Below are 24,663 nucleotides of genomic sequence, written 5' to 3'. Positions count from 1 at the left end.
CTTTCAAGGACTCACAAGATGTACACGGAAACCATCAACAAGTGCGCCGCCAACGCGGCCCGCATCAACCGCTTCGAGCGCAGCGACAAGCTCGGCTTCTGGCTCAGCTCCGCCATGGCGGGGGCCTATGTGGGCCTCGGCATCATCCTCATCTTCACCCTCGGCAATCTGGTGGATCCCGCCATCCGGCCGCTAGTGATGGGGGCCACCTTCGGCATCGCCCTGACGCTGGTGATCATCGCCGGCTCCGAGCTGTTTACCGGCCACACCATGTTCCTCACCTTCGGGGTGAAGACGGGCAAAATCACCATGGCCGACCTGCTGCGCATCCTGCCGCAGACCTGGGCCGGCAACCTGATTGGCTCCATCGTGGTGGCGCTGATCTACTCCTACGGCGGCAGCCTGCTGCCGGACGCAGGCAGTCTGGCCCACAAGGTAGCGCTGGCCAAAACCCAGGCCCCGGCCCTGACCCTGTTTATGAAGGGGATCCTCTGCAACTGGCTGGTCTGTCTCGCCATCTGGATGGCGCTGCGCACCGAAGGAGCCGCCCGCTTCATCGCCATCTGGTGGTGCCTGCTGGCCTTTATCGCCTCCGGCTACGAGCACTCCATCGCCAACATGACCCTGTTCGCCCTCTCCTGGTTTGGCGCCCACTCGGAGGCCTACACCCTGAGCGGCATCGGCCACAACCTGCTGTGGGTGACGCTGGGCAACACTGTCTCCGGCGCCCTCTTTATGGGCCTCGGCTACTGGTATGCCACCCCCAAGGCTGAGCGCCCGGTTGCAGTGAGCGAAACCACCAGCACCGCCAACCAGACCCGAACCGCCTGATCCGGAGGCCCCATGGACTACTTGCCCATCTTTTGCCGACTCGACAACAAACCCGTGCTGCTGGTCGGCGGCGGCGAGGTAGCGGAGCGCAAGGCGCGCCTGCTGCTGGATGCCGGTGCCCAGCTCACCGTGGTCGCACCCGAGCTCGACCCCGAGCTGGCGGAACTGGCTGCCAACGGCAGCATCGAGTGGCTGGCCGGTGAATTCGCGCCGCAGCAACTGGCGGGCAAGTGGCTTGCGGTGGCCGCCACCGATCGGCGCGAGGTGAATGCGCTGGTCTACCAGAGCGCCAACCAGGCGCGGATCTTTGCCAACGTGGTAGATGACCCGAAACGCTCCAGCTTCATCATGCCGTCGATCATCGACCGCTCGCCGCTGATGGTAGCCATCTCCTCCGGCGGCAAGGCGCCGGTGCTGGCCCGGCTGCTGCGAGAAAAACTCGAAGCCCTGCTGCCCCAGCATCTGGGCGCCGTGGCGGCCTTCGCCGGCAGCCTGCGGGATCGGGTCAAGGCGCGCTTCGCCACCATGGGGGAGCGGCGCCGCTTCTGGGAGCGGCTGCTCGGGGCGGATCGGCTCGGGCAGGCGCTGGCACGGGGCGATCACGCTTCGGCCAACCAACTGGCCGACAGCCTGTTTGCCGACGAAAGTCACTCCAGTGGCGAGGTGGTGCTGGTGGGAGCAGGCCCCGGCGATCCGGGCCTGCTCACCCTGCACGCCCTGCGCCAGATGCAGCAGGCCGACGTGGTGGTCTATGACCGGCTGGTCTCGGACGAGGTGATGGCGCTGGTGCGCCGGGATGCCAAGCGCATCTTCGTCGGCAAGCAGGCGGGCAACCACTGCGTACCGCAGGAGGGGATCAACCAGCTGTTGCTGGAGGAGGCGAAGAAGGGGCAGCGGGTGGTGCGACTGAAGGGGGGCGACCCCTTTATCTTCGGCCGTGGCGGCGAGGAGCTGGAGACGCTGGTTGGCACAGGCATCGGCTTTCAGGTGGTGCCCGGCATCACCGCGGCCAGCGGCTGCGCCGCCTACGCCGGCATTCCGCTCACCCACCGCGACCACGCCCAAAGCGTCCGTTTCGTTACCGCCCACGGCAAGGGGGGCGCCCGGGATCTCGACTGGCCGCTGCTGGCCAAAGATCGGCAAACGCTGGTCTTCTATATGGGGCTCTCCTCCTGCACCACCATCCGCGAGCAGTTGCTGGCTCACGGCAAGGCGAGCAACACCCCGGTGGCGCTAATCGAGCGCGGCACCCAGCCCTGCCAGCGGGTCATTCGCGGCACTCTCGATGAGCTGCCCGCACTGGCGATGGGGGTCGAAAGTCCTGCCCTCATCATGGTGGGCTCGGTGGTGACCCTGGCCGACCGGCTCGCCTGGTTTGGCGAGGCCCCACAGCGCCAACGAGCCCTCGCCTGAGGGATCCTCGGCAACTCACCATGAGGCCACCAGCAGGTGGCCTCACTTTTACCTCCCTCTTCTCCCATCACGGTCATAACCTGTTGTTTTAAGTCTGGTATCCTATGGGCATTGAGCCCTTGGCTACCATCTCAGGAATTCATCCCATGTCTCTTCCCATCAAGAACAGCGCCAGGCAGCGCGCGGATGACAGATCCCGCATTCTCACCCTGCTGCTGCGCGATGATGCCCTCACCGACAGCCTGCTCGACCCGCAGGCGGTGCAGGATGCCGAGCAGCGCGATCAGACCAGCGAACTCACCACTCTGGTCAACGGGTTGCCCGCCGCCGACGTCGCCGATGCGCTGGAGTCGCTGCCGCCCGATGAACGTCATGCCCTGTGGGCACTGGTGGAGGAGGAGAAGCGCGGCCAGATTCTGGTCGAAGCGTCGGAGACGGTGTGGGACAGCCTCATCAGCGGTATGAGCGACAAGGAGCTGCTGCACGCCCTGCGCACCCTGGATATCGACGACCAGATCTATCTGGGCCAGTACCTGCCACGCAACCTGATGGGGCGGCTGCTCACCTATATGGCCCCCGCCGACCGGGATCGGGTGCGGGAGGTGATCCGCTACGGCAAGCACACCGTCGGCGCCATGATGGACTTCGAGATCATCACCATCCGCCCCGAAGTGAGTCTGGCCACTGTGCAGCGCTATCTGCGCCTGCGCGGCAAGATCCCCGCCAACACCGACAAGCTGTTCGTCATCGATCGCCGCAACCATCTGCTGGGGGAGCTGGCCCTCACCACAGTGCTGCTGCACAAACCCGCTACCCTGGTGAGCGACGTGATGGAACGGGATCCGGTCACCTTCGATCCGGAGGATAACGACGAAGCGGCGGCCCGCACCTTCGAGCGGGATGACCTGCTCTCCGCCGCCGTGGTGGATGGCAAGGGCAAGCTGATGGGCCGCCTCACCGTCGAAGAGGTGGTGGATCTGGTCTATGAGGAGAGTGACACCGACCTGCGCCGGATGGGGGGTATCAGCGAGGATGAAGACGTGTTCGCCCCTGTCTCCAAGGCGGTCAAGACCCGCTGGGCCTGGCTTGCCATCAACCTCTGCACCGCCTTTGTCGCCTCGCGGGTGATCGGCCTGTTCGAGCACACCATCTCCCAGCTGGTGGCACTGGCGGCGCTGATGCCCATCGTCGCCGGTATCGGCGGCAACACCGGCAACCAGACCATCACCATGATAGTGCGGGCGCTGGCACTGCAGCACATTCAGGCGGGCAACCTCTCCTTCCTGCTGCTGCGGGAACTCGGGGTCGCCTTTATCAACGGGCTGGTGTGGGGCGGCACCATGGGCATCGCCACCTATCTGCTCTATCAGGATGCGGCGCTCGGCGCCGTGATGACCCTGGCCATGATGCTCAACCTGCTGGTGGCCGCCCTGATGGGAGTCATCATCCCCATGACCATGACCCGACTCGGCCGCGACCCGGCAGTCGGTGCCAGCGTGATGATCACCGCCATCACCGATACCGGCGGCTTCTTTATCTTCCTCGGGCTGGCGACCCTGTTCCTGCTGTAAACCGTGCGTTGAAAACAACAAGGGAGCCACTGGCTCCCTTGTTGTTTCAGGCGCGTTTGCACGCCCCTGCCGTTGGGCTGCTTATCGCTTGTCAGCGGTGATCTGCAAGCCATTGGTGTCGGGGAAGCCGATGACCAGCGCCTCTTTTTTGGCATCCGTGGTATAGGTGGTGACATAGGCGACGCTGTTATCCATCGCCCGGGCCAGAGCTGCATTCCAGAGGTTTTCGATCGGCGTGGCGGCAGCGGATTGCTTGAAGTTGCACTTGCCAAACCCGGTCATGGTCAGCTTGCTCAACCCGGCAGTGGCACTCCCCTCGCCCACCAGCGTACAACCTGCCGCCGGAAACTCGATCGCCACCGTCAGCTTGCCGCCGTTGTTGGTGGTATCCACCTTGCCCACCATGTCGCTGCTGAAGCCATCGCTGCCCGTGGCACTCCAGCTGGCCGTGGTCACCGCTTTGGTGGTCAGAGCCGTCACCGCCACATGACCGCTGAAACCGGAATAGATGGGGGAGTTGTCGGAGAACTTGGTGCCAGTTCGGGTGAAATCAAAAACCCAGCGCTTGATCTCCTTGCCCTGCAGATCGATGACCGGCTGATCCTGGAAGGTGATGAGGTTGTGGTCGTTGGTCACCGAGCTGAGCGCCGTGCTGGTGCCGAGCCGTTCGCTGTTGCGGATCAACTGCACCGGGTAGATCCCGTCTTTGTCGGCTTTCTGGTCAGCCTGACCCAGCCACTGGCTGTTGGTCTCGACCTTGCCCACCTGATGATCCACCCAGACACCCCAGTGCTGCACGGTTTCACCCTTCGGGTAGACCAGCGCCAGACCATCCAGATCCTTGATCATGCGCGGCGTTGCCTTGTCGCCGTCGCGGCTCATCAGATTCGCTTGGTAAAGACCCGCCTCCGGCAGAGCCAGAGGCACCCGCTTGGCAATGCTGTTGGCAGCTTTTTCGCTGTCACAGGCAGACAGGGCCGCAGCGCAGGCGATGGTCAGCAGCGCTTTGTTGTGCATTTTCATGAGGTTTTATTCCTTGCTGTCGCTTTGTAATTTTTAGATGCAATCAATCGCCGCTGAATTTAAGGGAAAGGTCATCTATCAGTCGAATGAAGATCTGTAACCAACCATTACAACCTCGCAGGAGCGGCAGACCGCGCCGCTTGCCCCGACCGCACAGCGGTGACGACAACAGGGTGACTAACAGTGAAATAGCATTGAGGGTGGCGGCCCTGAAGAAAGACAAAAAAGAGATTAAAATCAGAGCCATAACTCTATTAACAGGAGGGTAATTAGCCCGAATTGCCAGCCTGCTCACAATCGGATTCTTTTGCTGTCGATAGAATGCACCACGCTGGCATACCCATAACAAGAGAATTCAACAATGAAAACCACCCTCAAACTGAGCGCGGTGGCAGTTATCTTTTTGCTGTCCGGCTGTGACGACAACAACTCTCAGGCCCCCGGTGATCTCACCCTGCGGCTGATCGAAACCTCTGATATCCACTCCAACCTGCTGAGTTACGACTACTACCAGAACAAGCCGGATGCCTCGCTGGGCTTCGCCCGCACCGCTGTGCTGATCCGCAAGGCCCGCGAAGAGAACGCCAACAACTTGCTGATCGACAACGGCGACCTGATCCAGGGCACCCCGCTGGCCGACTATATCCACGACCAGCAGGTCAAACAGCAGTGGCTGAGCAAGCAGACCCACCCCGCCATCAAGGCGCTCAACACCATGAGCTATGATGTCGGCAACCTGGGCAACCACGAATTCAACTTCGGTCTCGACTTCCTCTCAGAGACCCTGAAAGGGGCCAACTACCCCTACATCAACGCCAACGTCTTCCAGGCCGATGCCTTCAGTCGTGATGGCAAGGGCACCATCGACTGGAGCAAGCAGAAGTTCAAACCCTATGTGGTGCTGGATCGTCAGGTGAAGGATGCCAACGGCAATACCCAGACCATCAAGGTCGGTGTGCTGGGCCTGACTCCGCCCCAGATCACCCAGTGGGACAAGCGCAATCTGGAAGGCAAGGTGGTGGTGGCCGATATGGTCGAGACCGCCGAGCACTATGTACCCGAAATCCGCGCCAAGGGCGCTGACATCGTCGTGGTCGTGGCCCACACCGGCATCATTGGTGACCCGCGCGAACCCATGATGGAGAATGCCGCACTGCCGCTGGCCAAAGTGAAAGGGGTCGATGCCCTGCTGCTGGGCCACGCCCACCGCACCTTCCCGGGCGACTACCCCAACATGACCGACGTGGACAACGAGAAAGGCACCCTGGCGGGCGTACCGACCGTGATGCCGGGCGTCTGGGGTAACCACCTCGGCATCATCGACCTGCACATGACCTGGAAAGAGGGTCGCTGGGAAGTGGCCTCCAGCCAGTCCCAGCTGCGCAAAATCGACAGCAGTGCCAGCAGCACCGAAGATCAGGCGGTAGTCGATCAGGTCATTGCCGAGCACGAGCAGGCCAACCAGTGGCTGGACGAGCCCCTCAGCAAGATCACCAAACCGATCCACAGCTTCTTCGCGCTGGTGCAGGATGACCCCTCCATCCAGATCGTCAGCGACGCCCAGCTGTGGCATGCCAAGAAGCTGCAACAGGATGGTCAGCTCAAGGAGAAATGGCCCATCCTCTCCGCCGCCGCGCCATTCCGCGGCGGTCGCAACGGCCCGACCGACTTCACCTATGTACCGGCTGGCGATATCTCCCTGCGCAACGTGGCCGACCTCTATGTCTACCCCAACACCCTGCAGGTGGTAGCCATCAATGGCGCGACCGTGCAGGAGTGGCTGGAGAAGAGCGCCGTCCAGTTCAACAAGATCGATGCCGCCAGCACCGCCACCCAGTGGCTGGTGAACGAGAAGTACCGCACCTACAACTTCGACGTGATCGACGGGGTGAACTATCAGGTCGATGTGACCAAACCCGCCCGTTACGATGTGGATGGCAACAAGGTGAGCGACAGCTATCGCATCACCAACCTCACCTATCAGGGCAAGGCAATCGACCCGGCCCAGATGTTCTACGTGGTGACCAACAACTACCGCGCCAGCGGTGGTGGCAACTTCCCGGGCATCAACGCCAAGGTGATCGTCCATGAAGATCAGTTCGAAACCCGCGAAGTGCTCTCCGAATACCTCAAGGATCTGGCAGAGAAGAATCCGGCCGGTTTCGAGCCCCCGGCAGACAACAACTGGCAGCTGGCCCCCCTGCCCGCCAATCTGGATCTGCGCATCTACAGCTCGCCACGCAGCGAGGCGCAAGCCCTGACCGGTGGCAAGCTGAACTATGTGGAGACGCTGCCTCCCACCGATGCCAAACACCCCGGCTTTGGCGTCTACAAGCTGGTGCTGGCTCCCTGAGCCTCAGGGTTCATCCGGCAATAACCTCTGCAACCCCCTCCTGATAAGAGGGGGTTTTTAATGGTACTGGCAGCGGGATATGCACCTGTAAGCCAGCCGCTACCCGCAGCAACTCACACAGCCCGTTTATCCCTTCACGCCATCATCCCCCTCTATCACACCATCCAGATCCCGGCTGGTCTGCCCCATCCCGCCCATAAAAAACAGGCCCACCGAAGTGGGCCTGCTGTTATTTGCTTGGGTGGGAGTATCGCAATCAAAAGCGCTACTCCCGCTCCTTCACATAAGGTGTACCAAGTGCCTTGGGGGCCACCGCTCGGCCGATAAAACCGGCCAGCAGGAACACGGTCAGGATGTAGGGCAGTGCCTCGATGGCCTGCACCGGAATGGCGAAACCACCGATGCTGACCCCTTGCAGGCGGATGGCGACCGCATCTAGGAAGCCGAACAGCAGACAGGCGGCCATGGCATTCCATGGGCGCCACTTGCCGAACACCAGCGCCGCCAGCGCCATAAAGCCCTTGCCCGCACTCATGTTGGGGATGAATTGGGCCGTCTGGGCCACCGCCAGATAGGTGCCACCGATACCGGCCAGCAGGCCGCCGATGAGGAGCGCGGTGTAGCGCATCCGCATCACAGAGATACCGGCGGTATCGACCGCTGCGGGCGCCTCGCCCACCGCCCGCAGACGCAGACCGAAGCGGGTACGGAACATCACCCACCAGGCCAGCGGTACGCAGGCGAACGCCACGTACTCCAGCAGGGAGTGGCCGCTCAGCAACTCGCTGTAGAGCTGGCCGATCACCGGCACATCCCACAACTCCTTGGCATAGGGCAGATCGATGGGGGCAAAACGGGCATCGCCGGAGAGTGCCGGCGTCTGGCCACCCTGATCGAACCAGTAACGGCCCAGGGTGACGGTCAGACCGGCCGCCAGAATGTTGATGGCCATGCCGCTCACCACCTGATCACCGCGGTGGGTGATGGTGGCAAAGCCGTGCATCAGGGCAAACAGGATGGAGACACCCACCCCGGCACCCAGACCTATCCAGGCAGAACCGGAGACCGCCGCCGCCGCACCACTGGCGAACGCCGCCGCCAGCAGTTTGCCTTCCAGCGCGATGTTGACCACCCCGGAGCGCTCGCAAAACATGCCCGCCATGGCGGCGAGAATGAGGGGCGGCGCGGTACGAATGGTCGCATCCAGCATCAGGATCAGAATTTCAAACATGATCAGACTCCTTTAGCGTGCGCGGCTGAGCGGTTGGCAAACGCCAGATAGAGCTGCTCGATGCGCGGGCGCATCATGTGCTCAAGGGCGCCACAGAACAGGATCACCAGACCCTGCAACACCACCACGATGTTGCGATCGACACCGAACTCGAAGCTGAGCTCGGCGCCCCCCTGATAGAGGAAACCGAACAGCAGGCTGGCGATGATGACGCCGACCGGATGGTTGCGCCCCATCAGCGCCACCGCGATACCGGTGAAGCCGAACCCTTCCACGAAGTTGAGCTTGATCTGGTGCAGCTCACCCTGCAGCACGTTGAGGGCGAAGAAGCCCGACAGCATGCCGGAGATGACCATGGCCAGGATCACCACCTTGGGATAGGAGATACCGGCGTAGGCGGAGGCGCTTTGGCTGGCGCCGACCGAACGGATCTCGTAGCCCCAGCGGGTGTGCCAGATAAAGACCCACACCAGCGCCGCACAGATCAGCGCCCAGAAGAAGCTGATATTGAGCGGGCTGTTGGGGATCTCCATCCCGAACAGGTTCGCCAGCCCACTCATCTTGGGCAGCCAGCTTGCTTCGGCAAACACCTTGCTCTCGGTCGCCATCGAGCCGGGCGGCTTGAACACCTCCACCAGCAGATAGGCCATCAGCGAGGCGGCGATGAAGTTGAACATGATGGTGGTGATCACGATATGGCTGCCGCGCTTGGCTTGCAGCCAGGCCGGAATAAAGGCCCAGGCCGCACCGAACAGACCACCGGCAATGATGGAGAGCGGCAACAGCAGGGCAAACGGCAGCACATCGCCGAGCATCAGACAGACCAGACCCACACCGAGCCCGCCAATATAGGCCTGACCTTCACCACCGATATTGAACAGACCGGCGTGGAAGGCGACCGCCACCGACAGACCGGTAAAGATAAAGCCGGTTGCGTAGTAGAGGGTGAAGCCGACCCCTTCACCTGTGCCGAACGCGCCGTACCACATGATCTTGGCGGCATCGACCGGGTTGATGTCGAGGTAGTAGAACAGAATGGCCGACACCAGGAAGGCCAGCAGAATGTTGACCGCAGACAAGACGCCCACGGAGACCCAGGCAGGAATACGTACTTGGCTCATCAGTGGGCCTCCTTGGCTACGCCAGACACGCCAGCAACTTCGTCCGGCACTATGTTCGCCATCATCAGACCAATGGTGCGCTCATCCGCCTTGGCACCATCCAGCTCGCCGACGATGCGACCATCGGCAATCACCAGAATCCGGTCAGCGAGGCTCATGATCTCGTCCAGCTCCACCGAGACCAGCAAGACCGCCTTGCCCTTGTCGCGCATGGCGATGATCTGCTGGTGGATATACTCGATGGCGCCGATGTCGACCCCGCGGGTCGGCTGGCCGATCAACAGCACATCCGGGTCCTGCTCCACTTCGCGGGCGATCACCAGCTTCTGCTGGTTACCACCGGAGAAGTTGGCGGTCTTGTGGTCGGGATGGGGCGGGCGCACGTCCCACTTCTCCATCTTGGCCTGACAATCCTGCTGGATCGCCTCCTTGTTTTGCAGCCACCCCTTGTTGTATTGCGGGCGGCGGTGATAACCGAGGATAAAGGCCTCTTTCGCCTCGAAGCGGTTGATCAGCCCCATCTTGTGCCTGTCTTCCGGCACATGACCGAGGCCGTAGTTGCGCACCAGCTCGGGATCGGCCGGGTGCTCCGCGCTCACTTTGTGCACACCGCTGCGGCTGCTGATGGTGAAGCCCCCCTTGCTCGGCTTGAGAATGCCGCCAAGCAGGCTGAGCAGTTCGGACTGGCCGTTGCCGGAGACCCCGGCGATGCCGACCACTTCACCGGCCCGCACCTCGAAGCTGACCGATTTGACCCGCTCCACCTTGCTGGCATCGAAATAGCTGAGCCCTTCGATCTTCAGCTTGGCTTCACCGGGTTGGGTTGGCCCCTTGTCGACCTTGAGGCGCACCTTGCGGCCCACCATCAGTTCGGCCAGCTGCTCCTTGTCGGTATCTTTGGTGGCGACGTGTGCCACCATCTCGCCACGGCGCATGATGGAGACCTGATCGGTAATGGCCAGGATCTCCCGCAGCTTGTGGGTGATGAGGATGATGGTCGCCCCCTGATCCCGCAGCTTTTTCAGCACCTCGAACAGGTGATCCGCCTCTTGCGGGGTCAGTACCCCGGTCGGCTCGTCGAGGATCAGGATGCGGGCGCCGCGATAGAGCGCCTTGAGAATTTCGACCCGCTGTTGCAAGCCAACCGGCAGATCTTCGACCTTTTCGTGCAACGGCACGTCGAGGCCATAGTCTCGCGCCAGTTCGCCAAGCAACTTTTCGGCTGACGCCACGCTCTGCTGAAGGTGCCAGCCGTTCTCAGCGCCGAGGATGACGTTTTCCAATACGGTGAAGTTATTGACCAGCATGAAGTGCTGGTGAACCATGCCCACGCCTGCGGCAATCGCATCTTGTGAGCCATGGGGTTTGAAAGGGTTCCCGTCGATCAGCATCTCGCCTTTGTCGGCATGGTAGAAACCATAAATGATGCTCATCAGGGTGGACTTACCGGCGCCATTTTCGCCGACAATGCCGTGGATACTGCCTTTGCGAACCTTAAGGTCGATCAGCTTGTTGGCGTACACTTCGCCGAACCGCTTATCGATACCTCTTAATTCGATGGCATAGCGATCTGTCTGGTCCATGATGCAGCCCTGCGTTTCATGAAATAAGACTAAAAACCGGCCCGTGCGGGCCGGTGGTGCGTTGAGAGTCGTAGCAACTATCTAATTAGTATTTGCAGGTGTTATCGCTCATGTAGTCATGAACCTTGACCTTGCCAGCGATGATTTCAGCCTTGATGGCATCCACCTTGGCTTTCATTTCCGGGGTGATCAGCTTCTCGTTGTCCTTGTCGAGTGCCCAATCCACACCACCTTCGGCCAGACCCAGGTTCTTGATACCCGGCTTCCACTCGCCTTTGGCAGCGTCATCCCAGGTCTGGTAAGCGGCCAGACCCACAGACTTGACCATGGAGGTCAGCATGGTGCCCGGTTGCAGGTGGTTCTGGTTGGAGTCCACCCCGATGGCGAACTTGCCGCTGTCCTTGGCTGCCTGATAGACACCGATACCGGTACCGCCAGCTGCGGCGTAAACCACGTCAGCGCCTTTGGCGAACTGGGACTTGGCCAGCTCGGCACCTTTGGCCGGGTCAGCAAACGCGGCCGGGGTAGAGCCCGCCATGTTCTGGAACACTTCGATCTTCGGATTGACGAACTTGGCACCCTGCTCGTAACCGCACTGGAATTTACGGATCAGCGGGATATCCATGCCGCCCACGAAGCCGACCTTGCCGCTCTTGGAAGCGATGGCAGCCAGCGCACCCACCAGGAAGGAACCTTCATGCTCCTTGAAGATGACGGACTGGACGTTCGGCTTGTCGACCACCATGTCGATGATGGTGAACTGGGTTTTCGGGAATTCGGTCGCTACTTTCTCAACGGCAGAACCCATGTTGAAACCGACCGCCACGATCGGGCCGTTGCCACGGCTGGCCAGACGACGCAGACCCTGCTCGCGCTGGGCTTCGTTCTGGGGTTCAAACTCTTTGACCTTGACGCCCTTGTCCTTGTTGTAGAGCTCGACGCCGTTACGGAACACGGCTTCGTTGAATGATTTGTCATACTTGCCCGCGGTGTCATAAATGACGGCTGGCTCGGAAGCAGCCTGAGCAGAGAGAGCAGCGAGAGTGAGGGAGGCCACGGTGGCCAGCTTGAGCACTTTAGTCACGATCGTATCCTTGATTGTTATTAAGTGAGGGAACTTGCTTGCCTGTCAGAGCAGGCTATCTAGCACGCAGGCTTACTCTAAGTCAGCCCCGATGCGGGTCAAGCAAATGATAAGGGAAAAACGTTTGCGTTAACGGTTTAAATTCTAAGCAAATAACCTTATAAGCAGTTGTTTTTTAGCTACTTTTCAGTTTTTTATGCTAACAATCAAAAGACCCAAACGACATTTCTCTTATTGTTCAGCAAGTTACTGTAAACCGTTTTCCCCTGTTATTCATCCAGCCCCCCGGCAAGCCCGTGATCCGGCTCGCAAAATCCCCACAAACCGCGCGAGCAAGAGTTGGCTACAGCTGGGAACCTCAGCCCCCTCTTCTTTCTGTGCTAGCCAAAATTGGCCGCATCGGCGCCCCTGCAAGTCCCCATCTCGCCCCTCCCCCCGAGTTTGGATTTGGTCTGGCAGGGGGGATGGCCGTATAATCCCCGCCTGTATAAATAAACAGGAGTGGTGATGGACGTTTCAACCCTGCTCGACGGGCTCAACGACAAGCAAAGAGATGCCGTTGCGGCGCCCCGCAGCAACCTGCTGGTGCTGGCCGGTGCCGGTTCGGGCAAGACCCGGGTGCTGGTGCACCGTATCGCCTGGCTGATGCAGGTGGAACGCTGTTCACCCTTCTCCATCATCGCGGTCACCTTTACCAACAAGGCGGCGGCCGAGATGCGCGGCCGGGTCGAGAAGGTGATCGGCGACGGCGTGCGCGGCATGTGGATCGGCACCTTCCACGGCATCGCCCACCGCCTGCTGCGGGCCCACCATCTGGATGCCGGCTTGCCGCAGGATTTCCAGATCCTCGACTCCGATGACCAGTACCGTCTCATTCGCCGGGTGCTCAAGGCGCTCAACCTCGACGAGAAGCACTGGGCCCCGCGCGCCGTGATGGGCTACATCAACGGCAAGAAGGATGAGGGCTTGCGCCCCGGCGACATCGACCTCTACGGCGATCCCGTCACCCGCACCTATCAGCAGATCTACAAGACCTATCAGGAGACCTGCGATCGCTCCGGTCTGGTGGACTTTGCCGAGCTGCTGCTGCGCGCCCACGAGCTGTGGCTGAACAAGCCGCACATCCTCGAGCACTACCGCGACCGCTTCCAGAACATCCTGGTGGACGAGTTTCAGGATACCAACGGCATCCAGTACGCCTGGTTGCGGATGCTGGCGGGCAACAGCGGCAAGGTGATGATCGTCGGCGACGATGACCAGTCCATCTACGGCTGGCGCGGCGCCAAGATTGAGAACATCCAGCGCTTCCTGACCGACTATCAGGGGGCCGAGACCATCCGCCTCGAGCAGAACTACCGCTCCACCGCCAATATCCTCAAAGCGGCCAACAGCGTCATCGCCAACAACGCCGAACGCCTTGGCAAGGAGCTATGGACCGAAGGGGCCGAGGGCGAGCCGATTTCGCTCTACGCAGCCTTCAACGAGGTGGACGAAGCGCGCTTCGTGGTCGGCCGCCTCAAGGATTGGAAGGAAAAAGGCGGCCTCCTGGCCGACTGCGCCATCCTCTATCGCTCCAACGCCCAGTCACGGGTGTTGGAAGAGGCGCTGATGCAAGATGCCATGCCCTATCGCATCTACGGCGGCCTGCGCTTCTTCGAGCGGCAAGAGATCAAAGACGCCATGGCCTACCTGCGGCTTATCAACAACCGCGGCGACGACGCCAGCTTCGAGCGGGTGGTCAACACCCCGACCCGCGGCATCGGCGATCGCACCCTCGAGATCCTGCGCGGCAACGCCCGCGATCAGGGGCTCAACCTGTGGCAATCGGCCAAGGCCCTGCTCAATGACAAGGTGCTGACCGGTCGCGCCGGTAACGCGGTGCGCGGCTTTGTCGATCTCATCGACGCGCTGGAGGAGCAGGTCTCCCTGCTGCCGCTGCACCAGCAGGCGGATATCGCCATCCAGAACTCCGGCCTCAAGGCGATGTATCTGGCGGAAAAGGGCGAGAAATCCCAGGCGCGGGTAGAGAACCTGGACGAACTGGTCACCGCCTGCCGCCAGTACCAGCGCCCGGACGAGCTGGAAGACATGAGCGATCTCTCCGCCTTCCTCGCCCACGCAGCGCTTGAGTCCGGCGAGAATCAGGCGGACGAATATGCCGATGCGGTGCAGCTGATGACCCTGCACAGCGCCAAGGGCTTGGAGTTCCCGCTGGTGCTGCTGGTCGGTGTCGAAGAGGGGATGTTCCCCAGCCAGCAATCCACCGAGGAGTCGGGCCGGCTGGAAGAGGAAAGGCGCCTGTGTTACGTCGGCATGACCCGCGCCATGGAGAAGCTCTACATCTGTTATGCCGAGAGCCGCCGTATCTACGGCCGCGAGATGTTCCACAAGCCGAGCCGCTTTATCCGCGAGATGCCCGCCGAGTGTCTGGAAGAGATCCGGCTGCGCACTCAGGTCAGCCGCCCCACCCAGTACGGCCGCTTTAGCCAGAACGAGGTGCAGCAGAGCTTCGACGCCAGCGGCATCAAGCTCGGCCAGCGGGTGCTCCATCCGAAATTCGGGGAAGGGGTGGTACTCAATTTCGAAGGGGTCGGCCAGCAGAGCCGGGTGCAGATCCAGTTCGACGACGTCGGCGCCAAGTGGCTGGTGACGGCCTATGCCAGATTGGAAGCGCTCTGATTTTTCCCGTCTTTTGATACAACCAACCCGGCTTAGGCCGGGTTGATTGCATCAAATAGTGCGTTTTTTAAACGTTAAATTATAGAATCGTAAGAGCTATTTTTTATTGACTCAAGCAGTATTGCAGAAGCATCACTATCTTTAATTTTTGAGATAGCTTTTTTAAGCTCGCTTATATATTTCACTTTATCAGAATCATAAGCGCTGTAATTATTAATCATTTCATTAATACTATTTATTTTATTCAGTAGATTAGGCTGCTGGCCAGCGTCCGATAATACAGACAGTAATCTCTGAGCAAAGTTTGGGTCAGAAATTATTACATCTGCAAGAGACTTCAATAGTTGCTTTTCATCTAAAGATAGGCCCATTTTGAAGCTCCCCTTACTGTGCCAAAAAATGACGATTGTGGATCATAGTAGCAGATTTTCTATTTTCTTCAAGATATATAGAAGAATGGAATATTTTCCGTACTACAGGTTTCTCTTTGTTTCTACCATCCATTGACCACATCTCTTCATTTTTAATTTCCAGCTCCATTACTATACCAATAGCACCCTCATCAATATTTAATGTTTCAGAACCTTTTTGCGGTTCACTCCATAAGGCTACGGCACGGCTAGGGGGATTACCTAAACCTGTAGAACGTAGTGTCATTCCCAACGAAGTAAATGACAAAACTGATGAGCCAGGATCATCCGACAATACAGCAGAATATTTTCCCGGCCATCGTTGAGAAATCTGTGGTCCATCAAGTAGCAAGCTAATTACTAAGTTCGGCCCAACAGATCTGACTGATTGTGCAACAGGCTCTTGTCGTGCAAGATCTTCACATATTAAAGGACATAGTTTTAGACCATTTGCAGAATGTAACATTAAAAGGTTTCTGCGTTCTACATTCATATCCTCCCACCATTTTTTGTCAGGGTCTAGAGATGTTGCGAGGTTATAATTTCGAAGTTGATTTTTATCCAAAAACCATCGGTGATGTTTTTTCTGCTCAATGGAATCGTACTTTTTGGTTTCTCCGATAAATGATAGTTTGGCAGAGTTTTTCTGTTCTCCATTCAAATCACAATATATCCCAGATAAGATAGATGGTGCATTTTCACCAAACTTTTTATATAAAATAGTTGTAAACCTATCGAATGCTTTTTCACTTAATGCACATTCTGGAAAAACGATTAAATCAATAGAGCCAGCTCTCAACTGGGCCGCTTCTATTGCATTTATTATATATGTGTCACTAGGTGCATTCTCTGGTGCATATGAGAAAAACCCAAAAAAACTATTCATATCAATATCAAAAACCTTTTTTGATTCTTTAAAGAATGAGGGTTTAATTTCATTTGGCCAAGGAAGCAATAAAACATTTAAACTTTTTTTGTTAAATCCATTTCGTTGGAACTTATTCACAACGATCTTTGGCTTAACTGATGGTTTTATCGATGTGAGGTACTGTGTAAGATTATTAATAGTTAGACCTGACTGTGGAACACTTGATTTGAGAGTAATAAACCCTAACTTACCATGTGCATCAGATAAATTATCTGTATTATCTAGCAACCATTTACGCATTGTGATATGAAAGTTTACTGGATTTTGACCATCATTATTACAGTAGCTTGCGTTAGAGAATAGCTCATCAATAGAAATGAACAATACAAATAAATCTTTAAGATATGTTGAGTTATTTAAAAGAATATATATATCTTCTTCTAGAGCATCTTTGGAAAAAACGTATTTAATTTTTTCTAATAATCCCCCACAGTTACTTTTATCAATATGGTCTTGAAAGTTTAGTTGTTGACTCAACAAATCCAGCCATTGATTAGCGAGATTTTTTGCATCTTCGACATGTGAACTCCGCCATGAAAAATCATCTGTAGGAGAGACGATTTTTCTATATTTATCTGTAAAGTCGAGGACGGAATATATTATAAGGAATATATTAGGAGGCCATGATAATATATCGTTGAGGTTTTTATTTTGCGTTAATACACTAAGTGAACTAGAAAAGTTTATCGGATGTGTTAATACGAGTTCAGGAAAGTAATTTGAAACAAAATTCTTTAATTTCACTTTAAGGCCCATTCTTTATAAATCATCTACATCCTACCATATTGTTGTTGATATTTTTATCTAAAAACGTAAGCAACCTTTATCACTTAACCAACTTGCTGTCCATCACCCCTTGCTTGCCCTCCTCTTCACTGACCTGACTCAGCTTGGAGCGGGCCATCAGCAGGCCCATCTTGACCTCCTGCCATACGTAGTAGTTTTTACCCGCCTCGGTACTGAGGGTCAGGGTGGCATCGTTCTCCGACTTGGAGGTGATGGTGTGGCTGCCCGGTGTCACCTGCTTGAGGATATAGCTGTGGGCCACGGTATCGCCGACCGCCACGCCATCCACCAGCAACGGCATTTTAATGGCCGCCCCGAAGGTCTCGTTGCGATAGATATAGAGGTTGGCCGCATCCTTGGGCGCCACAAACTGCTTGGCCTGAGCGTCTGCGGTGGCATCGGCCATGGGTACGGAAGCACAACCGGAAAGCAGCGCCGCCGACAGCATGGCGGCACTCATCATTATTTGCCTGAACATAGTCGTTATTTTTTAGTGAGTTAACGGGGTTTAAAGGTTCGCATGAGCCTGCGCTGGCTGACAATCGCTCAAATCGGTCGGGGTGTGACCCGGCTCAATTTTTCGGCATTTGGTGGGATGAAGGGGGGAACTCAGAAACCCGGCCGCCAGATGGGACGCGGCGGCCGGGTGAATTGTAAAGAGTAGGGTGACAGGGAAAGGGATCAGCCTAGTCTAATCAACTCGATGGGGGCGTAACGCTCTCCGGAGTTTGCCAGCAGCACGCACTTCTCATGCTCCGCCTGATAGGGGGTCATGTTGTCGGTGTGGGCCTCTTTCAGAAAGTCGACTGCGCCAGTGGCGGCAATCATGACGCGCTGACCCAGGTTCAGCACATTGCGGTTACGGTCATAGATCTTCATCTCATTCTCCTTTTCTTGTGTCCTGGCGAATGCGCAGGCGTCTGTCCAGGACAACGGCATTCAGCCTACGCCCCTGAAAAAAGGTGATTTATGTCACAGATCAAAAAAGGGGCGATAAGGGACTCGCAGGCTCAAAAAGCGAGCATGGCGGCTTGGCCAACGGCTGTCGCGCGAAGTAGCGCTACCCTGCCCTTTTCATCGTGGCAGGCTCGAACCCGGCAGCGGTTGGGGTATATTGGTGGCCGATTAGCCAGTCTCATTCACCGTGGCCGCGCACGCGGGCCGCTGTTTCAACAAGATGGAGAGTGCTCATGAATCGCGATATCACCGCCCAGTTCATCAAGATGCTGACCAACCTCGACCACTGTCTGGCCAAGGCCGAGGCCCACGCCGCGGCGAAGCAGTTCAACGTGGAGAACTTCTTCGGCGATCGGCTGATCGTCGATATGCTGCCCTTCAGCAAGCAGGTGCTGATCTGCTGCGATTCGGCCCGCAGCGTGGTGGCCACCGCCAGCCACAGCGAGCTGCCGGCCATGGGCGATGAGCCCAAAACCATCGCCGATCTGCGCGCCCATATCGGCAAGACCATCACCTATCTGCAAGGCAAGCTGGACGCGGACTACAGCCAGTATGCCAGCGGTCGTTACGTGCCCCACTGGGCGGGCGGCAAGGGGATGGATGGCCATACCTGCGTCCATGAGTACGGCATTCCCAACTTCTACTTCCACCTCACCATGGCCTACGCTCTGCTGCGCCGCGCCGGGGTCGATCTCGGCAAGCGCGACTATCTGGGCGGGCTCAATATGCAATAAGCGCCGCTCGCCACAGGCGGCAAACAGATAGCAAAAGCCTGCCAAGCGGCAGGCTTTTTTATATCGGGTGGTGCATAGCTGGTACGCAGAAGAGCTGCGCCCTAGAAGGGGCCGTTGCGCTCGCGCAGCTTGTCGGGCAGGCCGTCGTGATCCCCCAGCTCACGCTCGGGCACGTCATCCCAGTGCAGCTTGCCGAGGGTGATATTGCGCTCGGGATGCACGGCGTAGTGGATGCGGTTGTCCTCCCGATCCGTGTCGCCAATGCAGAGCAGCCGGACAGTCTCTTCGGTGTTGTTGATAAAGGCGTGGGCCAGCCCGTCACCGGCCTTGAAGCCCACCGAGTCGCCCGGTTGCAGCCGATAGAGGACGCCATCGAGCCAGACATCCGGCGTCCCTTCCAGCACGTGAACAAACTCGTCCTCGGTCTTCTCGGCATGGGGCCAGCTGGTGCGATGGCCGGGCTCGACGATCTCGTGGTGAATGCCGATGCGGCTAAAGCCGAAGTGTTTGCCAAGGGCGCAACCGCGCGACAGGGGCTCCTGACTGCCAGAGTAGTAGCGCGGCGTCTGCTCTTGCAGCTCGCGCCAGTGTTTGATGCAGGGGTGGCGATTCATAGTGGTTCCTTTTCCATGAGGATGCAGTCACGGGAAGGGTCATCCTGACTGTCAGAATGCGGGGAGAAAAGCAGAAATTTTCTGGTCAGATGAGCCCCTCTGACGAGGGGCTCAACAAGCAGGAATTACTTGGCCTTGACGCAAGGCAATGGAGGAAGCTCGCCCTGTGCAGCCGGGCGGGTCATCTGGTAGTTGCCGGCAAGATCCCGATAGACACGGGTGTTCCACACCTCTCCGTTGTCGAGCTGGAACTCGATGTCGTAGTTGACCCCGGAGACCACCTGGCTGCGCACCTCGCGGATGCTCTGCAGTTTGGCGGCCGTGTTCATGCGAGCCAGCACGCTGGCCAGCGCAGCCTCTCCTTCCGCATTGGGTAACGGCTGACTCTGCCAGCCACCCGCCATCGGCGCACACTCAGGCGTGGGTGACGAGGTGCTGCAGGCACTCAACAGGCCAGCAACAAGGATGGGTAACAACACGCGTTTCATATCATTTTCTCCTGCCTGCAAAATGACCACCTTATCAACATCTTGCCATTATTGCAGCCCAAAAGGCTCCCGCTGCGCCCCGCTTGGACGCACCAATCGATCAGCGCCCCAGATTGTCCGCCAGCTGTTTGGCGCGGCTGGCCGCCCACTGATCGATCATCTTCTCCATCTCCTCGGCGGTGATGGGCTCATCCTTGTGGGTAGTATCCGTACTCTCGCGGGCATCCATCACCCGCACCAGCAGCTTGCCGCTCTGGGAGTCGAGCAGCTGGGCCATGCTGCCCACCTTGAGCAGGTAGGGCTCCTTGCCGATCACTTCGCGGGTGACATTGATGGCGATCTTGGCCGGCAGCAGGTCACGCAGCTTGGGGTCGGGGCGGGTCAGGTCGAAGTTGGTGACGGCGGCCTGGATCCGCATGACTTTCGGGCCGGGGGCGGAGGCGATCTTGACGCCCTGCTTGATCAGCTCGCTTTGGAACTTGTCGTGGTAGTAGCGGCCAATCTGGTTCTGTTCGTTGGCGGTCAGCAGATACCACTGACCGTTCTCCTGCCGGATAAACTGCAGCGGATCGAGCAGCACCTCATTGTATTGGCGCAGGTCAACGCCCGGCTCCTTGTAGACGCGCTGATTGGGGTTGCTCTCGCTCTGCTGGAAGGCAGTCAGCGGGATCGCCTGCAAGCTGTGGGATACCTGATTCTTGACGGCGCAGCCACCCAGAAGGGCCGCAGCCACGGCAACCATCACGACCTTTTTCATATTTGCTCCTGCATTGACCGATTGTTTTTGCTGTGGATTTAGCACCACATGACTGGAGAACCCGTGCCGGATGCCGCCAATGTCACAGAGAAATAACCTATTCATCACCTTCCCACAAGGGACAGATCAGGATTGTTCAGCTCACATCCAAGTTGTCACAATTGAGGCACTTTTGTACAGGGTCAGCCAGGGTACGAACGGCAATCTGGCGAGGGCTCGGTTGTTTAATCCGGCTAAATGGGGCTGCGGAAAGCGCTCAGTTTTTTCAAACGATAGAGGCCAGCGAGCGGCGTGAGTTGAACGGGGGAATGCCCTGGAACGCGCGATGACCGATCATCAGCCATCTTCCGCAAACTTGCCTGCCGCCGGAGAAGCGGCAGGCTCATTCATCAGTTATCGAGATCCCAGGGGCACTGCTTGACCAGCCCCTCTTTGCCGCTGGCGACGATCGCCTGCTGCACCATCCGTTTGTAACGATTCTTGATATGGGCGGGCAGCGCAGGCACCAGCAGCCGCTCGTCAAACTCCGGTAGCGGGCGATCCGGCAGCACCGCCTGCTCCTGCGGGCTGAGGGGTGGCCGGGAGGCAATATTGCTGGCCGAAATGGTGGGCGTGCCCACCAGCATCTGGCGTTGCAGCGGCGCGCTCAGCAGAAAATCCACAAGCAGGTAGGCGGCCTTGAGCCGAGCGGGATCATCGCCGACATGACGGGCGATAGAGATCGCATCGAGGGCATAGATGGCCCCCTCCTGCACCATGGCGATCCGCCACAGCTGCTCGTTCTGCTTGTTGCACTCCACCAGCTCCAACCCCCAGGTGGTGGCAAAGGTCTGCTGGCGCAGATCCTCGCAGCGGTTGGCCTGATTGAACCAGAAGCCGCGACTGGCTCGCAGCCGCTGCGAGAGCTGCTGCTCCACCTCTTGCTGCAAGGTCTTGTCGGCCAGCATCTCGCCGCTGGCAAACAGGGCGGGCGACTTGCCCAGCGAGAGCAGCACCGAAAAGAGCAGCGGCTCAAACTGGTCGCAGAACTCGGCAAACTGGCCCGGCGGCGAGCTGTTGGCGAGCACCTGCCAACTGGTGGGCACTTGCGGCACCTGCTTGCTGTCATAGGCGAGGCTGAACATGGCGTAGGAGAAGGGCACCGAGTAGTTGCGCTCCCCCTGCTTGTCATACTCGGTGTTCTTGAGGGCGGGCTTCACCTCGGCGTAGTGCTGCAGGCGACTGAAATCGATGGGGAGCAGCAGCTTGAACAGCGGCTGGTGATGGGCCTTGTAGAAGTAGCTGGTCGGCAGCACCACATCGGCGCTGCGGGTGCGCAGGGCGCGGTAGACGCTGTCGAAATCGGTCAGCAGCGGCTCGATCCGGCTGACCGTTGCCTCCACCCCATGAGCTTTGGCGTAGTCGGCAAACTGTTGTTCATAACCCGCTGGCAGATAGCCCCACTCCAGCAATTTGAGCTGAACCGGGGCCGCCAGCGCCGGGGTCATCCCCAACAACCAGCAAAGAGGCAGTAGACGCATGGCCGGGTACTCCTGACAGGTAAACCTTGTTGGAGTATAGGCCCATGCGCCGACTCGTCAGACCATCAGCTCGGCGCCCATGCTCGCCAGAATGGAGAGGCTGACCACCGCAAACAGCACGCCTGTCACCAGATTGAGTGGCCGCTGCACCCGCAGCAGCAGGCGCTGGGCACGATCGGTGGAGAGACTCCACGCCAGCAGCCCGAACCAGCAGAGAGAGATGATGAAGAGCTCGCCCACCAGCAGGCTGCGGGTCATCCCGTCTACCTCTGGCGTCACCATGGCGGCCAGCAGGCCGATAAAGAACACCAGCGCCTTGGGGTTGAGCAGATTGGTCGCAAGGCCAGTGCGCACGCCCCTGCCCCAGCCGCGCAGCTCGTTGGCGGCGCTGGCCATCAGGGTACTGCTCTGCTGGCGAGCCGCCATCAGGGCTCCCCACCCCAACCAGCCCAGATAGAGGGCGCCGCAGCACTTGATCACCATAAACAGCAGCGGATGGCTGGCAATCAGCATGCTGATCCCGGTCAGGCTCAGGGTGGCGTGCACCATGATCGCCAGCGAGATGCCCAGCGCCGCGCCAAGGGCGGTCGGCCGGTGCAGGCTGGTGCGCAGGATCAGGGCGAAATCGGGGCCGGGGCTGGCCAGTGCAATCAGGTGCATCAGGCCGAGGGTAACGAACAGACTGGTCAGCATAACAACTCTCGCTTTAACGACGGAGAGCCAGCATGGCGGATCAGCGGGGGGCGCGGCTTGTAAAAGATTGCATCTGGGCACGAAATTCGGCGGGTGTCAGACCGAATGCCTGGCGAAAGCCGTGGTGGAAGTGACTCTGATCGAAGAAGCCGACCGCCAGCGCCACCTCGCTCACCGCCATGCCGCTCGCCAGCAGCCGCTTGCCCTGCTCCAGCCGCAGCCGTTTCAGCCAGGCATAAGGGGTCATGCCGCTGCGCTTCTTGAACTGGCGTAGGAAGGCGAAACGGTCAAGCCCGAGCAGCCCCGCCAGCTCTTCCAGCGAGTGGGGCTCGTCGAGGGCCGCCATCAGGTAGTCGCGCAGAAATCGCAACTGGGGATCCGCCAACTGGTGTACCTCGGGGGCCAGATGCAGCAGCTCCCCCAGCAGGGCAAGCAGCTGGCTCTCGATCAGCAGGCCATCGGCCTTGGGGTTGTCGAGATAGCTGTGCAGCTGGGCAAAGCCCTGATAGAGGTCGGGGCGGCTCTGCAATCCCTTGTCGAAGAAGGGTTCAGGCTGCTCCGGCAGCCAGAGCGCCAGCTGCTGGGGATCGATGGCGAAGACCCGTACCTCATACCCTTCCGGCAGCAGGCTGAGGCCGTCGTGCACCTCGTCCGGGTTGACGGTAGAGAGCACCCCGCGCACCAGATGGTGGCTGTTCCCCTTGTGGATAAACTTCTGGCCACCCCGCTGCACCAGCCCGATATGGTAGTCGAGATGGACATGGCGGCCGTAGCTGAACGCCCTGTGGTGGGAGTGTGACAGCTCGACCCCCGGCAGGTGCGGGGATTGCCAGTAGCGGATGAGGGAATCGGTGGTATTCATGGGTTATAGATACACCAGAAGCGGGCCTTGGGCTTGTAGATTATTGCACGCAAGCCCCTCTCAACGCCCCCACAGCCGCGGGGTTGACTCCACCAGCGAGGCGAGCGGCACCCGCTCCACCATCTGACGCATACGCTGCACCAGTTCGGGATTGCCATCCCCCAGCGACTTGTTCAGCACAATATGCACCTGCAGTGGGGTGACCGGCAGGTAGATGAGGCGGGTCGCCGCAGGGAGCTTGGCACGAAAATGGTTGGCGGAAATATCGTTGGAGAAGAGCGCGGCATCGATGCGCCCGCGCAGCAGCTTCTGCATGTTGCCATGCTCCCAGCTGAGCTGGGAGAGGGTGTCGATGTGGATCTGCGGATGCTGCAACAGCGGCGGCACGATCGCCTGGCTCGACCAGCCGATGGTGGTGCCGTAGAGATCTTCTTGCCGTTCAACCGCGTGAAGTCGCGATGGCACCAGTACCACCAGCACCGGCCGCAGCAGCAACAGGTGGGGGTCGATATAGCGAAAGTGACGGGCACGCTCGGGACTGTAACTCAGCAACGGGGTCAGATCGCACTCGCCGCTCTCGAGGTTGCTGAGCAGCCGCGCCACATTGAGCCCCTGCCACTCGATGGTGCGTCCAATTACGGGTTCGATATGACGGCGAAAGTAGTCGATCACCGGCCCGGAGACCTTGCCCTGCTGATCAATGGTGACCAGCGGCGCCAGCTGGAAGACACATCCCCGCAGTGGCGCGTTGATCGCCACGGCCAGGCTGATGGTCATAAGAGGGAGAAGAAGTGCCGATAGCAGTAATAACAAACGCGTGCCCGAACGAGAGATGCCCATAGGTGCCGACCCGATGCCCTGATAGCCATCAGCATGGCACAAGGCAAAGGGGTGGGCTATCCGCTCCCGCCGCGCTTCGGCCTCTTGCGCCCCCTGCTTTCATGACCATCGACCACCCATTTTATTGCGGTGAAAATCAATACTTCCGCGGCTTTGATGGATTTTGGTCTCTTGAGATATAGTGC

The 24,663-nt window shown here is 58.9% G+C and carries 22 protein-coding genes; 6 read left to right on the top strand and 16 right to left on the bottom strand.

All coding sequences use genetic code 11. The features are described from left to right. Positions 1 to 18 precede the first annotated feature (18 nt). From nirC to mgtE, 3 genes are all read left to right on the top strand, one after another. Positions 19 to 831, top strand: a complete 813-nt coding sequence (gene nirC / locus AB5Y99_RS02370; protein WP_268031994.1) for a nitrite transporter NirC — start codon at positions 19 to 21, stop codon at positions 829 to 831. A gap of 12 nt (positions 832 to 843) precedes the next feature. After that, positions 844 to 2,244 carry a siroheme synthase CysG gene (gene cysG, locus AB5Y99_RS02365; RefSeq protein WP_368208589.1) on the top strand — a complete coding sequence of 467 codons (1,401 nt, stop codon included), beginning with the start codon at positions 844 to 846 and terminating at the stop codon, positions 2,242 to 2,244. A 146-nt stretch (positions 2,245 to 2,390) separates the two neighbouring features. Beyond that, complete coding sequence (mgtE, locus tag AB5Y99_RS02360; protein ID WP_123172126.1) at positions 2,391 to 3,815, top strand: magnesium transporter; 1,425 nt, start codon at positions 2,391 to 2,393, stop codon at positions 3,813 to 3,815. Between the two features lie 81 nt (positions 3,816 to 3,896). On the opposite strand, the gene AB5Y99_RS02355 is transcribed toward mgtE, so the two are convergent. Beyond that, positions 3,897 to 4,838: a hypothetical protein gene (locus AB5Y99_RS02355; protein WP_368208588.1), complete on the bottom strand. Its 942-nt coding sequence runs from the start codon at positions 4,836 to 4,838 to the stop codon at positions 3,897 to 3,899. Between the two features lie 361 nt (positions 4,839 to 5,199). Here AB5Y99_RS02355 and AB5Y99_RS02350 point away from each other — a divergent pair, with 361 nt between their 5' ends. After that, positions 5,200 to 7,191 (top strand): bifunctional 2',3'-cyclic-nucleotide 2'-phosphodiesterase/3'-nucleotidase, encoded by a 1,992-nt coding sequence (locus tag AB5Y99_RS02350; protein WP_021230729.1) that lies wholly within the window; start codon positions 5,200 to 5,202, stop codon positions 7,189 to 7,191. A gap of 265 nt (positions 7,192 to 7,456) precedes the next feature. Here AB5Y99_RS02350 and AB5Y99_RS02345 read toward each other — a convergent pair whose 3' ends face one another. The 4 genes from AB5Y99_RS02345 to AB5Y99_RS02330 form a co-directional block, all read right to left on the bottom strand. After that, a complete protein-coding gene (locus AB5Y99_RS02345; RefSeq protein ID WP_252656952.1) occupies positions 7,457 to 8,422 on the bottom strand; it encodes an ABC transporter permease in 966 nt (321 codons plus the stop codon). Positions 8,423 to 8,424: 2 nt separating this feature from the next. Beyond that, the gene (locus tag AB5Y99_RS02340; RefSeq protein ID WP_368208586.1) at positions 8,425 to 9,543 is read right to left on the bottom strand and encodes an ABC transporter permease; all 1,119 of its coding nucleotides are present in this window, start codon (positions 9,541 to 9,543) and stop codon (positions 8,425 to 8,427) included. Further along, positions 9,543 to 11,126 carry an ABC transporter ATP-binding protein gene (locus AB5Y99_RS02335; protein WP_139746971.1) on the bottom strand — a complete coding sequence of 528 codons (1,584 nt, stop codon included), beginning with the start codon at positions 11,124 to 11,126 and terminating at the stop codon, positions 9,543 to 9,545. Before AB5Y99_RS02335 ends, AB5Y99_RS02340 begins: the two co-directional genes overlap by 1 nt. Positions 11,127 to 11,211: 85 nt before the next feature. Beyond that, a complete protein-coding gene (locus AB5Y99_RS02330; RefSeq protein WP_005340803.1) occupies positions 11,212 to 12,210 on the bottom strand; it encodes a BMP family protein in 999 nt (332 codons plus the stop codon). Positions 12,211 to 12,717: 507 nt separating this feature from the next. Between AB5Y99_RS02330 and uvrD the strand changes: the two genes are divergently transcribed. After that, positions 12,718 to 14,889: a DNA helicase II gene (gene uvrD, locus AB5Y99_RS02325; protein ID WP_115521530.1), complete on the top strand. Its 2,172-nt coding sequence runs from the start codon at positions 12,718 to 12,720 to the stop codon at positions 14,887 to 14,889. A 74-nt stretch (positions 14,890 to 14,963) separates the two neighbouring features. On the opposite strand, the gene AB5Y99_RS02320 is transcribed toward uvrD, so the two are convergent. From AB5Y99_RS02320 to ydfZ, 4 genes are all read right to left on the bottom strand, one after another. Continuing rightward, entirely contained in the window at positions 14,964 to 15,260 is a 297-nt protein-coding gene (locus AB5Y99_RS02320; protein WP_236322923.1) for a hypothetical protein, read from the bottom strand. 13 nt (positions 15,261 to 15,273) lie between these two features. Continuing rightward, positions 15,274 to 16,983: a hypothetical protein gene (locus AB5Y99_RS02315; protein ID WP_368208585.1), complete on the bottom strand. Its 1,710-nt coding sequence runs from the start codon at positions 16,981 to 16,983 to the stop codon at positions 15,274 to 15,276. 70 nt (positions 16,984 to 17,053) lie between these two features. Continuing rightward, the gene (locus tag AB5Y99_RS02310; RefSeq protein ID WP_368208584.1) at positions 17,054 to 17,491 is read right to left on the bottom strand and encodes a DUF2846 domain-containing protein; all 438 of its coding nucleotides are present in this window, start codon (positions 17,489 to 17,491) and stop codon (positions 17,054 to 17,056) included. A gap of 203 nt (positions 17,492 to 17,694) precedes the next feature. After that, positions 17,695 to 17,892: a putative selenium delivery protein YdfZ gene (ydfZ, locus tag AB5Y99_RS02305; protein ID WP_005342516.1), complete on the bottom strand. Its 198-nt coding sequence runs from the start codon at positions 17,890 to 17,892 to the stop codon at positions 17,695 to 17,697. Positions 17,893 to 18,203: 311 nt separating this feature from the next. On the opposite strand from ydfZ, the gene AB5Y99_RS02300 reads away from it, so the two are divergent. After that, complete coding sequence (locus tag AB5Y99_RS02300) at positions 18,204 to 18,704, top strand: DUF1993 domain-containing protein (RefSeq protein WP_368208583.1); 501 nt, start codon at positions 18,204 to 18,206, stop codon at positions 18,702 to 18,704. Between the two features lie 101 nt (positions 18,705 to 18,805). On the opposite strand, the gene AB5Y99_RS02295 is transcribed toward AB5Y99_RS02300, so the two are convergent. From AB5Y99_RS02295 to AB5Y99_RS02265, 7 genes are all read right to left on the bottom strand, one after another. After that, on the bottom strand, positions 18,806 to 19,318 hold the full coding sequence (locus AB5Y99_RS02295; protein ID WP_107683288.1) for a cupin domain-containing protein: 513 nt from the start codon (positions 19,316 to 19,318) through the stop codon (positions 18,806 to 18,808). Between the two features lie 125 nt (positions 19,319 to 19,443). Then, positions 19,444 to 19,806 (bottom strand): cystatin domain-containing protein, encoded by a 363-nt coding sequence (locus AB5Y99_RS02290; RefSeq protein WP_042054283.1) that lies wholly within the window; start codon positions 19,804 to 19,806, stop codon positions 19,444 to 19,446. A 100-nt stretch (positions 19,807 to 19,906) separates the two neighbouring features. Beyond that, positions 19,907 to 20,563, bottom strand: coding sequence for a DUF3313 domain-containing protein (locus tag AB5Y99_RS02285; RefSeq protein WP_279491513.1), 657 nt, complete (start codon positions 20,561 to 20,563; stop codon positions 19,907 to 19,909). A 389-nt stretch (positions 20,564 to 20,952) separates the two neighbouring features. Further along, a complete protein-coding gene (locus tag AB5Y99_RS02280) occupies positions 20,953 to 22,083 on the bottom strand; it encodes a PotD/PotF family extracellular solute-binding protein (protein ID WP_368208581.1) in 1,131 nt (376 codons plus the stop codon). Positions 22,084 to 22,140: 57 nt separating this feature from the next. Further along, positions 22,141 to 22,776, bottom strand: a complete 636-nt coding sequence (locus AB5Y99_RS02275) for a LysE family translocator (RefSeq protein ID WP_069556353.1) — start codon at positions 22,774 to 22,776, stop codon at positions 22,141 to 22,143. 40 nt (positions 22,777 to 22,816) lie between these two features. Next, positions 22,817 to 23,638 carry an AraC family transcriptional regulator gene (locus tag AB5Y99_RS02270; protein ID WP_058056423.1) on the bottom strand — a complete coding sequence of 274 codons (822 nt, stop codon included), beginning with the start codon at positions 23,636 to 23,638 and terminating at the stop codon, positions 22,817 to 22,819. A gap of 60 nt (positions 23,639 to 23,698) precedes the next feature. Next, the gene (locus tag AB5Y99_RS02265) at positions 23,699 to 24,415 is read right to left on the bottom strand and encodes a substrate-binding periplasmic protein (protein WP_368208579.1); all 717 of its coding nucleotides are present in this window, start codon (positions 24,413 to 24,415) and stop codon (positions 23,699 to 23,701) included. Between the last annotated feature and the right edge of the window lie 248 nt (positions 24,416 to 24,663).

It is taken from the genome of Aeromonas sp. R4-2 (assembly GCF_040908295.1).
Taxonomy (GTDB): domain Bacteria; phylum Pseudomonadota; class Gammaproteobacteria; order Enterobacterales; family Aeromonadaceae; genus Aeromonas; species Aeromonas veronii.
This window is presented reverse-complemented; position numbering and strand designations above follow the sequence as displayed.

What these genes read in the sequence shown, in the direction of transcription:
- AB5Y99_RS02295 (WP_107683288.1), bottom strand. Translation starts at nt 19,318, where the DNA reads ATGAATCGCCACCCCTGCATCAAACACTGGCGCGAGCTGCAAGAGCAG.
- AB5Y99_RS02290 (WP_042054283.1), bottom strand. Translation starts at nt 19,806, where the DNA reads ATGAAACGCGTGTTGTTACCCATCCTTGTTGCTGGCCTGTTGAGTGCC.
- mgtE (WP_123172126.1), top strand. Translation starts at nt 2,391, where the DNA reads ATGTCTCTTCCCATCAAGAACAGCGCCAGGCAGCGCGCGGATGACAGA.
- AB5Y99_RS02300 (WP_368208583.1), top strand. Translation starts at nt 18,204, where the DNA reads ATGAATCGCGATATCACCGCCCAGTTCATCAAGATGCTGACCAACCTC.
- AB5Y99_RS02335 (WP_139746971.1), bottom strand. Translation starts at nt 11,126, where the DNA reads ATGGACCAGACAGATCGCTATGCCATCGAATTAAGAGGTATCGATAAG.
- AB5Y99_RS02315 (WP_368208585.1), bottom strand. Translation starts at nt 16,983, where the DNA reads ATGGGCCTTAAAGTGAAATTAAAGAATTTTGTTTCAAATTACTTTCCT.
- AB5Y99_RS02270 (WP_058056423.1), bottom strand. Translation starts at nt 23,638, where the DNA reads ATGAATACCACCGATTCCCTCATCCGCTACTGGCAATCCCCGCACCTG.
- AB5Y99_RS02280 (WP_368208581.1), bottom strand. Translation starts at nt 22,083, where the DNA reads ATGCGTCTACTGCCTCTTTGCTGGTTGTTGGGGATGACCCCGGCGCTG.
- AB5Y99_RS02285 (WP_279491513.1), bottom strand. Translation starts at nt 20,563, where the DNA reads ATGAAAAAGGTCGTGATGGTTGCCGTGGCTGCGGCCCTTCTGGGTGGC.
- AB5Y99_RS02265 (WP_368208579.1), bottom strand. Translation starts at nt 24,415, where the DNA reads ATGACCATCAGCCTGGCCGTGGCGATCAACGCGCCACTGCGGGGATGT.
- AB5Y99_RS02310 (WP_368208584.1), bottom strand. Translation starts at nt 17,491, where the DNA reads ATGTTCAGGCAAATAATGATGAGTGCCGCCATGCTGTCGGCGGCGCTG.
- AB5Y99_RS02340 (WP_368208586.1), bottom strand. Translation starts at nt 9,543, where the DNA reads ATGAGCCAAGTACGTATTCCTGCCTGGGTCTCCGTGGGCGTCTTGTCT.
- ydfZ (WP_005342516.1), bottom strand. Translation starts at nt 17,892, where the DNA reads ATGAAGATCTATGACCGTAACCGCAATGTGCTGAACCTGGGTCAGCGC.
- AB5Y99_RS02275 (WP_069556353.1), bottom strand. Translation starts at nt 22,776, where the DNA reads ATGCTGACCAGTCTGTTCGTTACCCTCGGCCTGATGCACCTGATTGCA.
- uvrD (WP_115521530.1), top strand. Translation starts at nt 12,718, where the DNA reads ATGGACGTTTCAACCCTGCTCGACGGGCTCAACGACAAGCAAAGAGAT.
- AB5Y99_RS02355 (WP_368208588.1), bottom strand. Translation starts at nt 4,838, where the DNA reads ATGAAAATGCACAACAAAGCGCTGCTGACCATCGCCTGCGCTGCGGCC.
- AB5Y99_RS02350 (WP_021230729.1), top strand. Translation starts at nt 5,200, where the DNA reads ATGAAAACCACCCTCAAACTGAGCGCGGTGGCAGTTATCTTTTTGCTG.
- cysG (WP_368208589.1), top strand. Translation starts at nt 844, where the DNA reads ATGGACTACTTGCCCATCTTTTGCCGACTCGACAACAAACCCGTGCTG.
- AB5Y99_RS02320 (WP_236322923.1), bottom strand. Translation starts at nt 15,260, where the DNA reads ATGGGCCTATCTTTAGATGAAAAGCAACTATTGAAGTCTCTTGCAGAT.
- AB5Y99_RS02345 (WP_252656952.1), bottom strand. Translation starts at nt 8,422, where the DNA reads ATGTTTGAAATTCTGATCCTGATGCTGGATGCGACCATTCGTACCGCG.
- nirC (WP_268031994.1), top strand. Translation starts at nt 19, where the DNA reads ATGTACACGGAAACCATCAACAAGTGCGCCGCCAACGCGGCCCGCATC.